The following is a 15,088-nucleotide window of genomic DNA, read 5'->3' on the forward strand; positions in this document are numbered from 1 at the left end:
CGTGACATGAGGTTAAAAATAAACAAATAGTATTTACTCAAGGCATGAAAGCTTTGTGAGCGATATATACTAATGAGAAGTTTAAAGGAGGATGGAAATATGAGTAAGAATGGCGGGAAGAAGATTATAGTTATTGTAGACATGCAGAACGATTTCATTGATGGGGCACTTGGAAGTAAGGAAGCTCCCAAGATTGTAGATGGCTGTGTCAAGAAAGTCGCAAAAGCGTACGAGGACGGGGATGAGGTTATTTTTACAAGAGATACTCACTATGATGATACATATATGAATTCGGAAGAGGGCGCTAACCTTCCGGTACCACACTGCATAGAGGATTCTTATGGATGGAATATCGCATCTGCTTTTGGCAACTACACATCCAATGCTATAAGGCTCAACAAGGAGACCTTCGGAAGTGTACAGCTGGGCCAGAGAATCGCTGAGATGTGTTCAAGGGACAAGACTATAGAGAGCGTAGAACTCTGCGGACTGTGCACAGATATATGTGTTATCAGCAATGCACTTTTGGTCAAGGCATTTAATCCCAATCTTCCTATATATGTAGATGCAGCCTGCAGCGCAGGTGTAACTCCTGAAAGTCATGATACAGCGATCAAAGCAATGGAAGCTTGTCAGATTCACATCCTTAACAAGGGACAGGAACCTTGGAGATAAGTAGTTATACATAACAATCCGGTAGTTATATGGTGTCAAAAGGAACTTTTGGCACCTACCTCATAATAATGGGTTACCAAAAAAGGAGAAAATGGTATGTTAGAACAGATAATCACAAGTTTATTGGAAACAGATCTTTACAAATTCAGCATGGGACAGGCAATCTATCACCAGTTCCCAAGTTATACTACAACATGGACTTTTAAGTGCAGAAACAAGGATGTGCATTTTACAGATGAAATGGTAGAAGAGATCAAAAGGCAGCTTCGTTTGTACTGTGATCTTAGATTTAACGAGGATGAGCTTGAATATCTTAGAAGCATCAAGTGGATCCAGGATTCTTATGTAGATTTCCTTAGATTATGGCAGCCAAGATTCGAGGACTTTACCATCACAACTGATGCTGAGTGCGGTCTTGGCATCGAAACAAGCGGAACCTGGCTCAATACTTCAATGTATGAGATTCCTACACTTGCAATCGTCAATGAAGTATACTTCCGTATGCAGTATGACTATGATGATCTTCTTGAATCTTTCAAAGAAAGACTTGATAAGAAGTTTGAGGATGTTCGCTCAAATCGTTACAATCTTGGGACATTCTCTGAATTTGGTCTTAGAAGAAGACTTTCAAGACAGGCTCAGGAGCTTGCTGTTGAGAAGTTCTCTCACCTTCATGATGGAAAAGATACACAGTGTAAGAGTAATTTTATAGGTACATCAAATGTATATCTTGCAATGAAGTTTGGTATCACACCTGTAGGAACAATGGCTCATGAGTGGATCATGTGCACAGGCCAGGGCAATCACAAGCACAATCCTGCATATTCTAACTGGTATGCACTTGATGCCTGGGTTAGGGAGTACGGAGTGCTCAATGGTATAGCTCTTACAGATACTATCACAACAGACTGCTTCCTTAGAGATTTCCAGCTTACATATGCAACACTTTTCAGTGGCGTAAGGCATGATTCTGCAGATCCTATTGAATGGGGTGAGAAGATGATAGAGCATTACAAGGCTCTTGATATTGATCCTATGACCAAGACACTTCTTTTCTCAGACAGTCTTAATTTTGAAAAGGCTGCTGCTATTGCAGATCACTTTAAAGGCAAGGCCAAAGTTGCATTTGGAATAGGTACATATATTGCTAATGATACCAATGTTCCGGCCCTTAACATCGTTATGAAGACAACATTCTGCAATGGTCAGGATGTAGCTAAGCTATCTGATGTAGACGGCAAGGGCATGTGCAAGAATCCTGAATATGTTGACTACTTAAAGCGCAGCATCAAGTGGCGTATGGATCATGAATGATCAATTTATACAATCATCGTTTTACGAAATCCGGAGCTAGTGCGGATTTCTGAAGGTACGTTTAATAAAACAAAAAAAGAATTAACGCATAAAGTCGATGAGTAACCGGCATGGAGGAATATCAATGAGTACAACTGTAATGAAAATAGAACCGGCAGAAGCAATTAATCATATCGTAAGCTGGATCAGAGACTACTTTGAACCATTCAAGGACAAGAAGGCTGTAATAGGCATATCCGGAGGCAAAGATTCTACTGTATGTGCAATGCTTCTTGTAAAAGCTCTTGGCAAGGACAGAGTAGTAGCTGTTAAGATGCCTAAAGGTCAGCAGCCTGATATTGATGATTCTGAGATGGTATGTAAGTGTCTTGGAGTTACGAACTATACAGTCAATATAAAAGCAGCTGTTGACGGGATGATAGAAGGTCTCAAAGCTGCAGGTGTGGAGCCTACAAGGGATACTCTTACCAATATTGATCCAAGGGTTCGTATGACAACCTTATATGCAGTGGCTCAGAGCCTTCCAAGTGGCGGACTTGTTACCAATACCTGCAATCTTTCTGAGAATTATGTAGGATATTCTACCAAGTTCGGTGATCATGCCGGAGACTTTAGCATACTTCATGCTTTTGCAGTGAGGGAAGTCATAGAGATGGGACTTATCTTGTGCAAAGAATTCGGAGTTCCTGAGACTCTTATAAGGAAAGCTCCTTCTGACGGCCTGTGTGGTAAGACAGACGAGGATAATCTTGGATTCACCTACGCTGCGCTTGACAGCTATATCCTTGATGGAGAAGAGCCTGAAGGCGAGATCCTTGATAAGATCCAGCGTAAGTACAGAGCTAATCTTCATAAGCTTACAGAAATGCCGCATCCATATCCTGAAAGAGCCAAGGCTGCTGTATTTAAATAAAGGGTTCAAATTTTGTGAAAATATAACACACAAAGATCATCGTAATCATCCAATGATCTTTGTGTGTTTTTATTGCTTGTAGCGATAATTATGTACAATAAAATAAAGGCTTTGTTTAGATTTTTTTAAGCTTAAGCTTATTGACTATGGCTAACATGAGGAATAAAATTGGTGTTGTTGCAAAAGATTTGCAATTACAATGTGAACAACTTATTACTTAAATCTCCCAAGCGGGAAGAACCTAGTAAATTATAATTCAGAAAGAAGGTTGAATATATTATGACAAAGGTAGACATTATCTCCGGTTTCCTTGGAGCAGGTAAGACAACTCTTATCAAGAAGCTCCTTGCAGAAGCTCTTTCAGGCACTAAGACAGTTCTTATAGAGAATGAGTTTGGTGAAGTTGGCGTAGATGGCGGATTCCTTCAGCAGACAGGAATCGAGATCCGCGAGATGAACGCAGGTTGTATCTGCTGCTCACTTGTTGGTGACTTCGATACTAATCTTACAGAGATCATGAATAAGTACTCACCTGAGCGCATCCTTATCGAGCCTTCAGGAGTTGGTAAGCTTTCTGATGTTGCTGAAGCTATTAAGAATGTTACTGAGAAGTTCCCTGATATGATACTCAACAGCGCTGTAACAGTTGTAGATGTTACTAAAGCTAAGGTTTATATCAAGAATTTTGGTGAGTTCTTCACTAACCAGATTGAAAGCGCTGGCACTATCATCCTCACACGTACAGATAAGGCTGATGATGCCAAGATCGAAGAGGTTGTAGAGCTTATCCGTACTCTTAACAAGAAGGCTACTATCATCACAACTCCTCTTTCAGAACTTGATGGCAAGGAGATCCTTGATACATTCGAAGGTAATCATGACCTGGAAAAAGAGCTCCTTGAAGAGATGATGAGACAGCATGATGACGACGATGATGAAGACGAGCACGAGCATCACCACCATCACCACGATGACGACGATGATGAAGATGAGCATGAGCATCACCACCATCATCACGACGACGATGATGAAGACGAGCACGAGCATCACCACCATCACCACGATGACGATGATGATGAAGACGAGCACGAACATCATCACCATCACCATGATGACGATGATGAAGATGAGCATGAACATCATCACCACCATCATGAAGCAGAGGCTGATGAAGAGGGCGTTGTGGTTCATCACAGTGATGCACACCACCATCATCACCATCATCACCACCACGGCGGACACGATGCTGACGAGGTATTCCAGAGCTGGGCTCTTGAAACTCCTGTTAAGTACTCAAAAGCAGACATCGAGACAATGCTTGATAAGCTTTCCGATGATGAGAAGTATGGCGTAGTACTTCGTTCTAAAGGTATGGTTGAAGATGCTGATGGCAAGTGGATCGAGTTTGATTATGTTCCTGATGAGACACAGATCCGTGAAGGTCATGCTGATGTAACAGGCAAGATTGTAGTCATCGGTTCTGGCCTTAAGGAAGATGCTCTTGAGGATCTTTTCCGCAGAAGAGGATAAGGAATGTCAGGCTTATAGAAGCCTTAAGAAGATTTCTATTCTATGGAATGATTCAAATATTATTATAGCGAGGTAGTTCGCGTGTTTGGAATGAAAGGGAAAGTTAAAATGAAACCCGTATATATCATCAATGGCTTTTTGGATAGCGGTAAGACGGATTTCTTCCGTTATACTATTGCGCAGCCTTATTTTCGCAGTAATGGTCTTACTCTTATCGTCGTATGTGAAGAGGGCGAGAATGACTATGAGGAGAAACTCCTTAAGTCCACCAATTCTGTAAAAGTTGTAGTAGAAGATGAGTCGGATTTTACTGTTGCCAAGCTTCAGAGCTTTGAAAACAAGTATAATCCTGAGCGTGTTCTTATCGAGTTCAACGGAATGTGGGATCCCAGAGCTATCCATCTTCCCAAGAACTGGAATATTGAGCAGCAGATCACTATGATCAACTGTTCTACATTTGAGATGTACTATACTAACATGAAGTCCATGCTCGTAGAGCAGATCAGAAAGAGCGATATGATCCTCTTTAACAGATGTGACGGCTTCAATGAAAAGCTCCCTGCATTTAAGAGAAATGTTAAGGCAGTCAATCAGCAGGCTGAAGTTATATTTGAGGACAGAAACGGCGAAGTTGATGTAACTCTTGATGAAGATCTTCCATTTGATCTTAAGGCAGATCCGATAGAACTTAATAACTACGGTTATGGGATGTTCTATCTTGATGCACTTGAACATGCAGATCGTTATAAAGGCAAGAAAGTCAGATTTAAAGCCCTTGTAGCTAAGCCTAAGGATCTTCCTAAGGGAAGATTCGTGCCAGGCCGTCTGTCTATGAACTGCTGTGCACAGGATATGCAGTTCCTTGGTTTTGCCTGTGATTATGACAAGACTGATGAGCTTAATGAGAAGGACTGGGTAGAAGTTACCGCAGAAGTTGGCAAAGAGTTTGTTAAGGAATACAACGGAGAAGGACCTGTACTTAAGGCTGTATCCGTAGTTCCTACAACAGAGCCTTCCAATCCTGTTGTAGACTTTACACAGCCGATATTATCTGATTGATCTTGTAGTATAAAAATTAAAGACACCCATTTACATAAAAAGACTCCGCTCCCCTTGTGATCACAGCTCCAAGGGGATGGAGTCTTTTTTGGTGGAAAGATTGATAATAAAAACTTCAAATGTCAGGCTAATGAATTTAATAACTGAAAGATAAATGAAGTAGTTTGAAGGTCGGTATTCTTGTTATAATAATAATTAGTAATTAGTATTGTAGCGGGGGATACGATGAATTGAACTTAAGCCTTTATATAAAAGTAAAATGATAAGAAAGAATAAAATGATGAGAAAAAATGAAATTACAAGAAGAGCAGCATCTTGCGTACTTGCAGGTTTACTGCTGCTTACAGCTTGTGGGACTACACCTAAAGAATTATCTGCAATAAGTAGTGGTGCTTCTAAATCTGATATTGTGGATGTTACAAATAGTACAGATGATGCTAATAGTGCAAATAGCGAATTGCCTGAAGCTTTGCCTATGGCTGATGATGAGGTACAACAGTCTTTTAGCTATACCCTTTGCTTTGCAGGAGATATAAACTTCGATGATACCTGGTCCAATATGGTCTATTATCATAACCATGGCGACAACATCTATAACTGCATTGATGAAGACTTTATAAATGAGATGAACGCTGCAGATATCATGTGGATCAATAACGAGTTCACCTATTCATATGGTGGAACGCCCATGCCCGGTAAGGCATATACCTTTAGGGCGGATCCTGATAATGTTAGTATACTAAGTCAGCTGGGAGTAGATATAGTGGGTCTTGCCAATAATCATGTATATGACTACGGAGAAGAGGCTTTCCTTGATACACTTGTGACACTTGATAATGCAGGTATCCCGTATGTGGGGGCAGGCCGCAATATAGACGAAGCATCAAGTCCTGTATATATGCAGCTTGGAGATCTTACGATAGCATACGTAGCTGCATCAAGAGCTGAGAAGAATAAGATGACGCCGGAAGCAACTGCGACTACTCCCGGAATCCTTCGCTGCTATGATCCGGAGAAGTTTATAGCTGAGATTCAGGAAGCATCTGAGAATGCAGATTTTGTAATAGCGCTTCCTCACTGGGGGACAGAGTACTCTACAACTTTAGAGAAGGCTCAGACATCAACTGCCCGTCAGTATATCGATGCAGGCGCAGATGTGATAATAGGCGCGCATTCTCATTGCCTTCAGGGTATGGAATACTATAACGGTGCGCTTGTAGCCTATTCTCTTGGCAATTACTGGTTCAATGAGAAGACCCTTGATACAATGCTCCTTGAAGTTGAGATATCCGGAATAGGCAACACTATTGAGAGCGTGGAAGTGCAGATCATCCCCGGAACGCAGTCCGGATGGGTCACAACAGCTGCTGATACTCCTGAAGAAAAAGAACGTATCTATACCTATATAGAGTCGATATCCATAGATGTTGAGGTGGATGAGAATGGATATGTTCATCCATTGTCATAATACCGGAAATCGTTATTTGGGGACTTGTAGAGGAATAGTGTACTGGCTCATTTATATTTAATCAAATTATTTGTACATGAATTTATATACTGCGTAATTTGATCAAATATGAACGAGTTAGCACACTAGACAAGCATCTAGTATGGTGATATATTATATGTAGTAATGAAAACTACATCAAAAAGTAATCAAAAATTTTCATACGAATTAATTTTACAAAATGTATCGCCATAATATTGGTGTGATAATTCATAGTCGTAGGAGGGAGCAGAGTATGACAACAAACGAACTGAAAGAGTTTTTTAAGGAACATCTTGTACCTGAGAAGCTTTATAAGATTGGCGGAGAACACAAGAACCGCATCTGTATAGAACAGGTTTCTGACGGATGGGATGTGTTCTTCAAAGATAAGAAGCAGAAGATCGGTCTCATGCACTTTGGTGATGAGAATTCTGCCTGCAATGTTATGATGAACGAGATCCGTAAGCTTATGGAATCTGTCTACGGGATCACATGGGCCAGAACAATTTGATATTCACATAAAAAGTAAGACCTTCGGCATTAACCGAAGGTCTTACTTTTTATGTGAGGATAATTAAATCCTCAACGTGAATAAAGGTTAAAAATGTCAGAAAAGATCAAAATCTTTCTCGACAGCAACTTGCTGATAGATGTGGTATGTCAAACATTTAGAAGAAAAAAGACTCAATCATCAGAGGGGATGATTGAGTCTTTTGAAATTCAATATCTATAAAGCTATTAGTTCATCTTGTTAACAGCCTGAGCAAGACGAGAAACTTTACGAGAAGCTGTGTTCTTCTTGAATACGCCCTTAGACTCAGCCTTGTCGATAGCAGATGTAGCATTAACAAGAGCCTTAGCAGCCTCTTCCTTATTGCCAGCTTCGATAGCAGCTCTTACCTTCTTGATCTCTGTCTTAACAGCAGACTTAACAGCCTGATTACGTTCTGCACGCTTTGCGCTTGTGATAACTCTCTTCTTGGCGGATTTGATATTAGCCATAATTACCTCCGAATAATATAATTCAATTATTGTTTTATTTATAGAGATGAACATCCAGACCGGACACGGACAGCGAATGCTCACATACGGGATATAGTTTAGATTAATTTGAGCCTAATGTCAAGTAAATTGAGGATTTTGCATGGAAATTTTGCTATATCCATGATATATTATAACGTAGCTATTAGGATTTACAACTAAAATTTATAGATTTAGTGCGAGTGATTGCCCTGACTGCTCCTTTATTTAAGGCATATCGAATGCACCGCATTAGTTGCAAACCTGCGATATTAATCTTATACATGAAGTGAGGAACTAAATGTCTGCAATAGATCAAAGCAAAATCAGAAATTTCTGTATAGTGGCACATATCGACCATGGTAAATCCACTCTTGCAGATCGTCTTATAGAAAGAACCGGAGTACTGACTCAAAGAGAGATGAGCGCCCAGGTACTTGATAATATGGATATCGAAAGAGAGCGTGGCATCACTATAAAGAGCCAGGCTGTACGTATGGTATATAAGGCAAATGATGGAGAAGAGTACATCTTCAACATGATAGATACACCAGGTCACGTAGACTTCGGCTACGAAGTCAGCAGATCACTTGCTGCTTGTGACGGCGCTGTACTGGTAGTAGATGCTACTCAGGGCGTAGAGGCTCAGACTCTTGCCAATGTGTATCTTGCACTTGATCATGATCTTGATGTATTCCCTGTTATCAATAAGATCGATCTGCCCAGTGCCCAGCCTCAGGAAGTTAAGGATGAGATAGAGGATATTATAGGTATCGAAGCTCAGGATGCACCCCTTATCTCTGCCAAGAACGGTATTGGTATAGATGACGTCCTTGAAGCAGTAGTTCATAAGATCCCTGCTCCTTCAGGAGATCCTGATGCTGCCCTTAAGTCTCTTATATTCGACTCTGTATATGATTCCTACAGAGGCGTTATCGTATTTGTAAGGATCAAGGATGGTACTTTGAAAAAAGGCATGAAAGTTAAGTTCATGCAGACAGGTGCCGTAGAAGAAGTTGTAGAAGTAGGTTACTTTGGACCCGGACAGTTCATTCCCTGTGAAGAACTCTCTGCAGGTATGGTAGGATATTTTACAGCATCTATCAAGAATATTCAGGACACACGAGTTGGTGATACAGTCACATCAGCTGATACGCCATGTGATGAGGCTCTTCCGGGATACAAACAGGTTATGCCTATGGTTTACTGTGGTATCTATCCGGCTGATTCTGCGAGATATCCTGAACTTCGTGATGCTCTTGAGAAGCTCCAGCTCAACGATGCATCTTTGTTCTATGAACCGGAGACATCACAGGCTCTTGGATTTGGCTTTAGATGCGGATTCCTAGGACTTCTTCATCTTGAGGTTATTCAAGAGAGACTTGAAAGAGAATATGACCTTGACCTTGTAACAACAGCACCCAGCGTTGTATACAAGATATATAAGACAGACGGTACATCTTTTGACCTGACCAATCCTTCAAACCTCCCTGATCCTTCTGAGATAGATCATATCGAGGAACCTATTGTAAATGGTGAGATCATGGTGACAACCGAGTATATAGGATCTATCATGCAGCTGTGTCAGGAGAGAAGAGGTAAGTACCTTTCAACAGATTATGTAGAGCAGACAAGAGCGATCCTTAAATATGAGCTGCCACTTAACGAGATCATCTACGACTTCTTTGATGCACTTAAGTCAAGATCACGAGGCTATGCATCTTTTGACTATGAGATCAAAGGATATGAGCCATCAACACTTGTTAAGCTTGATATTCTTATAAACAAAGAAACTGTTGATGCTTTAAGTTTTATCGTACACAAGGACGGCGCTTATGAAAGAGGCCGTAAGATGTGCGAGAAGCTAAAAGAAGAGATCCCGAGGCACCTGTTCGAGATTCCGATCCAGGCTGCAGTTGGCGGCAAAGTCATCGCAAGAGAGACAGTCAAGGCTATGCGTAAAGACGTACTTGCCAAGTGTTATGGTGGTGATATCTCCCGTAAGCGTAAACTCCTTGAGAAACAGAAGGAAGGTAAAAAGAAGATGCGTCAGGTTGGTAGTGTAGAGATACCTCAGAATGCATTCCTTAATGTTCTTAAACTTGACGAGTCCAAATGATAAAGTAGGATCAAAGGGTCATGGGATTTATGATCTTTTGATCCTTTTGATTATGAACCATTAGCCGCTCGCTATGCTCACGGCATGAGGTTAGATATGGACGATAATATAAAGCAAGATCTAAATACTGATAATAATAAAAATATTTCAATTTATATACATATACCTTTTTGCGTCAGGAAGTGCAATTATTGTGACTTTCTGTCTTTTCCTGCGGCTATAGATGTTCAGACAAGATATCTGGAAGCTCTTATAAAGGAGATAGAAAGAGGCGCAGCATGGCTGCAAGACAAGGGATATGCACCATATATAAAAAGTATATTCCTTGGAGGAGGCACACCGTCATCGGTAGATCCTAAATGGATAGTAAAGATCCTTGATACTGTAAGAAGAAACTATGACGTGGCTGTAGACGCAGAGATCACTATGGAGATGAATCCAGGTACTGCCACGCCTGAAAGCTTTTCTGTATATAAAAAAGCAGGGATAAACAGGCTCAGCATCGGTTGCCAGTCTCTAAATGATGACGAACTAAAGGAACTTGGAAGGATACATGATGCAAAGACCTTCTATGAGACTTTTAGTGCTGCCAGAGAAGCAGGTTTTGATAATATAAACGTTGACCTTATGAGTGCTCTCCCCGGGCAGAGCGTTAGGTCTTATACAGATACCCTTAAAGGGATCATAGAGCTTAGACCTGAGCATATATCAGCCTATAGCCTTATCATTGAAGAGGGTACGCCTTTTTATGACAAGTATAAGGACGTAATAGATAGAGATCGGTATGACATAGAAGATGAGCTTGTTAAAGAAGGCGTTGTACTAAAGAACCCTTGTGAGGATGATAAAGAAGCAGAGGGAAAAGAAATTGGTAAAGTGCGTTTGGTAAAGCCTCTCCCCACGGAAGAAGAAGAGCGCAAGATGTACGAAGAAACAATAGATATTCTTACCCAAAACGGATATCACAGATACGAAGTGTCTAACTATGCAAGAGATGATGGTGACTACGAATGTTATCACAACAAGGCATACTGGAAGAGGGCGGATTATCTGGGATTTGGCATTGGAGCTGCAGGTATGGTAGATGATGAGCGCTTTACCAATACAGATGATATTAATATCTATTGTAAATATTGGGAGGGTATAGATATATGTTATCTTCCCTCAGATGATACGGATAATACTGATACAGATAATGATGATACAGATAATACCGATGCTGCTGAAATAAAAATATCATCCAAATACAGTACAAGGCCATTGCTAGAGCATGATAAGCTAAGCATCAAAGCCTGCATGGAAGAAACTATGTTCCTGGGGCTTAGAATGGATGAAGGCGTATCTGTTTCGGATTTTGAACGCAAATTTGGAAGACCGATTGATGCGGTGTATGGAAATACGCTTGATAAGCTGACCAAGGAAGGTCTTGTAAAAACTTATGATGGCTATATAAAACTTACAGAAAAAGGTCTTGAAGTCAGTAATGCTGTCTTATCAGAGCTTTTACTGGACGATTAAACTTTTGGTATATACAGTGGAAATTGCTAAGGATTTCCACTGTATTTTTTATGTGTATTTTTTCAAAACATATGGGTTTCAATAATTGCGAGGTGGTTGGAAGATGAAAAAGAGTTTTTTGACAAAGATACTGACAATAGCAATTAGCGCAGGGCTTATATTTCATCCGGTCATCGTATATGCAGATGAACCTGTTATACGTCTATGGCGTTCTATGGCAATAACATTCAGCAGCCTCATTCAAATAAAGATTCATCTATTTCTGCGGCTCTCATATCTTCAACAGGGGCTGCCTGGTACAAATTCATATATTCTTCGTATTCTGCCATAGTTATAGCAGTATCATTATATGAGAACTGAGCGTTTTCATCATAAGTATCACTTTCAGAATCTTCATAGAAGGCAGAAAGTGAGATAAGCTCAACTACATCACCATTTTCATCATATCTTATAAGGGTAAGAACCTGTCTTCCGGCATGGAGGAAGTCGCTATGGGCTACATAGGTGTGGCCTTCACCGGTAAAGACTGAACATGCATCAGCAGTTCCATCTCCGTAATCAAGAAGGACGAGTTCACCATCTCTGACATCATATATATCGAAGCCATAATAAAAGGTTGAGATAAGAAGCTCATCTTCACCGTCTTCATCAACGTCATAGTAATATCCGGCAGGAGTCAGCTCGAAGTCTTCTTTAAGATAAGTGTACCTATCTGAAAAAAGCTGTCCGTTAAATTCAAGTTCATTATCTAAAAACTGCTGGTAGATAGCCTGGGGATCGGCTTTGTCACCTGTAGAATCTTCGGAAACGTCATCACTCACTTCGGTAGTTGATGCTTCTTGATCAGTTACATCAGACTCAGAATCAACATCGGCGTTAGAACTGTCATTAGCATTGCTTGCCTGTGAAGTTTCGGTATCTGTAGTTTCTGCATTTTCAGTAGTATCTTTGGCAGTATTGCTACATCCGTAAGTTGTCATTACAGCACCTAAGCTTATGGTTAGTAGCAGGGATTTGATAATTATTTGCTTTTTCATAGTAAACCTCACTTTGTAGATGAGCAATATAGTTTTTGTCTCCGTATGTATATTATAAGTTGACGGTAAAACATATACAAGTTGATATTTAAATGAAAATAGTCGTAGTAAATAATCTATATAAACGATATAATATAATTGTCGCGATCGTTATTTCTATGGAGGTATTGATATGCAGTATCAGATAATGAGTCAGCCATTTACAGTATTATCACTTTCTATGAATGCTGGCGAAGCAATCAAATGCCAAAGCGGTGCTATGGCATGGATGAGTCGCGGTATCAGAATGGAAACCAAGACAGGTGGTATTGGTGGTATTTTCAAAAAGGCACTTGTAGGAGAGTCTATCGCGCTTAATCATTATATTGCAGAGCAGCCCGGCGAGCTCACGCTTGCCAAGCACAGCCCAGGAGATATCCTTGCTTTTGATATAGGACAAGCTCCCATCATTGCTCAGAAGACATCATTTCTTGCTTCTACAGAGTCTGTAAATATGGACATATTCCTTCAGCACAAAGTTGGAGCCGGATTCTTCGGAGGTGAAGGATTCCTGATGCAGAAATATACAGGCACAGGTTATGCCTTCCTTGAGATCGATGGCGCAGTTCAGGAAAGGGTCCTTGCTCCGGGACAGTCAATAATAGTAGATAGCGGATATGTTGCAGCTATGGAAGCAACATGCAGTATGCAGATTGAGACTGTGAAAGGTTTTGCCAATGTCATCTTAGGCGGTGAAGGCCTGTTCAACACAGTAGTAACAGGTCCCGGCAAGGTATGGCTTCAGACCATGCCGATCAATGCACTTGCAATGAGCCTGTATCAGTACATGCCTCATCCAAGTGGAAAGTAAATAGGCAACAAAAACAAATGATCAAATCAAAAGCTCAGCTCTTATTTCTAAGGGCTGAGCTTTAATTATACAAGTCAGTTCTTGCTCTTTTTATACAAGTCAGTTCTTGCTCTTTTGGGCTTCTAATTCAGCTTGAAGTCTTGCGATAATGGCGTCTTTTTCGGAAAGGGCAGCCTCTTTTTCTCTTATCGTGGAATTTGCTGTGTCTAATTGTTCCTGAAGTTCATCAATCATGTATTTGGCGGTATTACGATCCATGAGTTGTAGCTCTTTTGAGAACATATTCAATTACTCCTTATGACAATTATCGTATTCTTCAAATAATTCAGAAAGATACTCAGAATCTTTGGATGCTTTTTCTACATCAGCGCCACGACCATTATCAAAAAGCCAAGAAAATAGAACGGTTATGTTTTGTATACCATTTTTTTCACCATTGCTATATGCTTCGCGCTGAATCGTTTGCTCTCTATCCCACTGTTTCATATACTTCTTGGTTACCTCCGGAAGGGATTTTACCTTGGAAACAATTTTATCGACATCTTCTATGCCTTGATCAGGAGAAATCGGCTTTTCTCCTGACAATATATATTTTAGCATTTCGGCCATTTTTTTGCTATGAGCAGATTCCTTGATGTTGGGAACTCCTTTGCAATACAGGAAGATGTGTGTGATACCATCCTTATATGCTATTTTGGGATGTGTAGTAAGTGTTGTGTTGGCCTCATAGTACATATCTCCGGCGCTAAACGGATCATATGAAGATATCGTGATTGAAACATATTCAGGTAATGTTCCGTAATTTGTGGAGGCTCCCAGAAACTTAGTGTCATGAAGAGCGTTATAATAACGGAGTCTTTTTGGTAAGTCTGCTTTGTCTGAAGATCTGTCCTCCATTTCAATATCGTAGATTGTTGCATTAAGTGATGACTTGTCTTCTGAGGTCTTAACATAGGCATCAAGACGTATACTGTGATACTTGGTGTCTGTTGCCTGAAAGACTTTTTGTGAAGTTACTGATTCCACTTCAACTTTGCGATTGTAAGTAGTACTGAGTATATACCCGATTACAATCTTAGCGTCTTCTTCATCAACAAGAACACTGTCAAAAAGAAAGCCATTAATGAGATTCAAAGACTGAATGTCCTTTCTGGCTTGCTCCTCAGTAATATGTATAGTTTCTGGAACTGAGGACATTTGATTTTGTGACATAAATAGAATCCTTTCTTACATAAATTGTGTTTCCTAAGTACTTGCGCAAGTATCAGTGGAAATCATTTGGCGAGAAATCGCCTTGACAGCTAAATGGCTGTTGAATATAAGCGCTCTAGAAACGAGCACAAAAGAAATAATAGCATAAAATATGTTCTTTGCATATAGTTTTATTTGTTCATTTTCATAGTATGCTGGATAACAGATAGATAAATTGATGATTGCAGACAAATACAGAATGAGTCAAAGGTTGTAATCAAGTGACTTGATAAATAAGACACTTGATCCTTATCTTTGACTTATTTTTGATATAATAGATATATAGATATATGCCTATTTGTTTGGAGGTACT

Annotated in this window: 14 protein-coding genes; 10 read left to right on the plus strand and 4 right to left on the minus strand. The window is 40.2% G+C overall.

Annotation, left to right across the window (positions count from 1 at the left end; all coding sequences use genetic code 11):
* Positions 1-99 precede the first annotated feature (99 nt).
* The 7 genes from BMX21_RS00320 (at position 100) to BMX21_RS00350 (ending at position 7,491) form a co-directional block, all read left to right on the plus strand.
* Entirely contained in the window at positions 100-675 is a 576-nt protein-coding gene (locus BMX21_RS00320; protein ID WP_092039918.1) for a cysteine hydrolase family protein, read from the plus strand.
* 96 nt (positions 676-771) lie between these two features.
* Positions 772-1,989 carry a nicotinate phosphoribosyltransferase gene (gene pncB / locus BMX21_RS00325; RefSeq protein WP_051199645.1) on the plus strand — a complete coding sequence of 406 codons (1,218 nt, stop codon included), beginning with the start codon at positions 772-774 and terminating at the stop codon, positions 1,987-1,989.
* 124 nt (positions 1,990-2,113) lie between these two features.
* Entirely contained in the window at positions 2,114-2,902 is a 789-nt protein-coding gene (gene nadE, locus BMX21_RS00330; RefSeq protein ID WP_242952836.1) for an NAD(+) synthase, read from the plus strand.
* Positions 2,903-3,181: 279 nt separating this feature from the next.
* A complete protein-coding gene (locus tag BMX21_RS00335) occupies positions 3,182-4,432 on the plus strand; it encodes a CobW family GTP-binding protein (protein ID WP_092039921.1) in 1,251 nt (416 codons plus the stop codon).
* A gap of 108 nt (positions 4,433-4,540) precedes the next feature.
* Positions 4,541-5,491 (plus strand): TIGR03943 family putative permease subunit, encoded by a 951-nt coding sequence (locus tag BMX21_RS00340; protein ID WP_177173865.1) that lies wholly within the window; start codon positions 4,541-4,543, stop codon positions 5,489-5,491.
* Between the two features lie 277 nt (positions 5,492-5,768).
* The gene (locus BMX21_RS00345) at positions 5,769-6,959 is read left to right on the plus strand and encodes a CapA family protein (protein ID WP_177173866.1); all 1,191 of its coding nucleotides are present in this window, start codon (positions 5,769-5,771) and stop codon (positions 6,957-6,959) included.
* A gap of 274 nt (positions 6,960-7,233) precedes the next feature.
* Positions 7,234-7,491 (plus strand): hypothetical protein, encoded by a 258-nt coding sequence (locus BMX21_RS00350; RefSeq protein ID WP_022755148.1) that lies wholly within the window; start codon positions 7,234-7,236, stop codon positions 7,489-7,491.
* A 227-nt stretch (positions 7,492-7,718) separates the two neighbouring features.
* Here BMX21_RS00350 and rpsT read toward each other — a convergent pair whose 3' ends face one another.
* Positions 7,719-7,982, minus strand: a complete 264-nt coding sequence (gene rpsT, locus BMX21_RS00355) for a 30S ribosomal protein S20 (protein WP_022755149.1) — start codon at positions 7,980-7,982, stop codon at positions 7,719-7,721.
* Positions 7,983-8,301: 319 nt separating this feature from the next.
* Here rpsT and lepA point away from each other — a divergent pair, with 319 nt between their 5' ends.
* Both lepA and hemW read left to right on the plus strand, forming a co-directional pair.
* Positions 8,302-10,119, plus strand: coding sequence for a translation elongation factor 4 (gene lepA, locus BMX21_RS00360; RefSeq protein WP_092039927.1), 1,818 nt, complete (start codon positions 8,302-8,304; stop codon positions 10,117-10,119).
* Between the two features lie 96 nt (positions 10,120-10,215).
* On the plus strand, positions 10,216-11,637 hold the full coding sequence (gene hemW / locus BMX21_RS00365; RefSeq protein WP_177173867.1) for a radical SAM family heme chaperone HemW: 1,422 nt from the start codon (positions 10,216-10,218) through the stop codon (positions 11,635-11,637).
* Between the two features lie 236 nt (positions 11,638-11,873).
* On the opposite strand, the gene BMX21_RS00370 is transcribed toward hemW, so the two are convergent.
* Positions 11,874-12,674, minus strand: a complete 801-nt coding sequence (locus tag BMX21_RS00370) for a hypothetical protein (protein ID WP_092039933.1) — start codon at positions 12,672-12,674, stop codon at positions 11,874-11,876.
* A 172-nt stretch (positions 12,675-12,846) separates the two neighbouring features.
* Here BMX21_RS00370 and BMX21_RS00375 point away from each other — a divergent pair, with 172 nt between their 5' ends.
* Complete coding sequence (locus BMX21_RS00375; RefSeq protein WP_092039937.1) at positions 12,847-13,524, plus strand: TIGR00266 family protein; 678 nt, start codon at positions 12,847-12,849, stop codon at positions 13,522-13,524.
* Positions 13,525-13,623: 99 nt separating this feature from the next.
* Here BMX21_RS00375 and BMX21_RS00380 read toward each other — a convergent pair whose 3' ends face one another.
* Together BMX21_RS00380 and BMX21_RS00385 are read right to left on the minus strand one after the other, a co-directional pair.
* Positions 13,624-13,806, minus strand: a complete 183-nt coding sequence (locus tag BMX21_RS00380) for a hypothetical protein (protein WP_027217569.1) — start codon at positions 13,804-13,806, stop codon at positions 13,624-13,626.
* A gap of 6 nt (positions 13,807-13,812) precedes the next feature.
* Positions 13,813-14,658, minus strand: coding sequence for a PD-(D/E)XK nuclease family transposase (locus tag BMX21_RS00385; RefSeq protein ID WP_177173868.1), 846 nt, complete (start codon positions 14,656-14,658; stop codon positions 13,813-13,815).
* Between the last annotated feature and the right edge of the window lie 430 nt (positions 14,659-15,088).

The sequence above is a fragment of the Butyrivibrio sp. TB genome, from assembly GCF_900110805.1.
Lineage (GTDB): Bacteria > Bacillota > Clostridia > Lachnospirales > Lachnospiraceae > Butyrivibrio > Butyrivibrio fibrisolvens_C.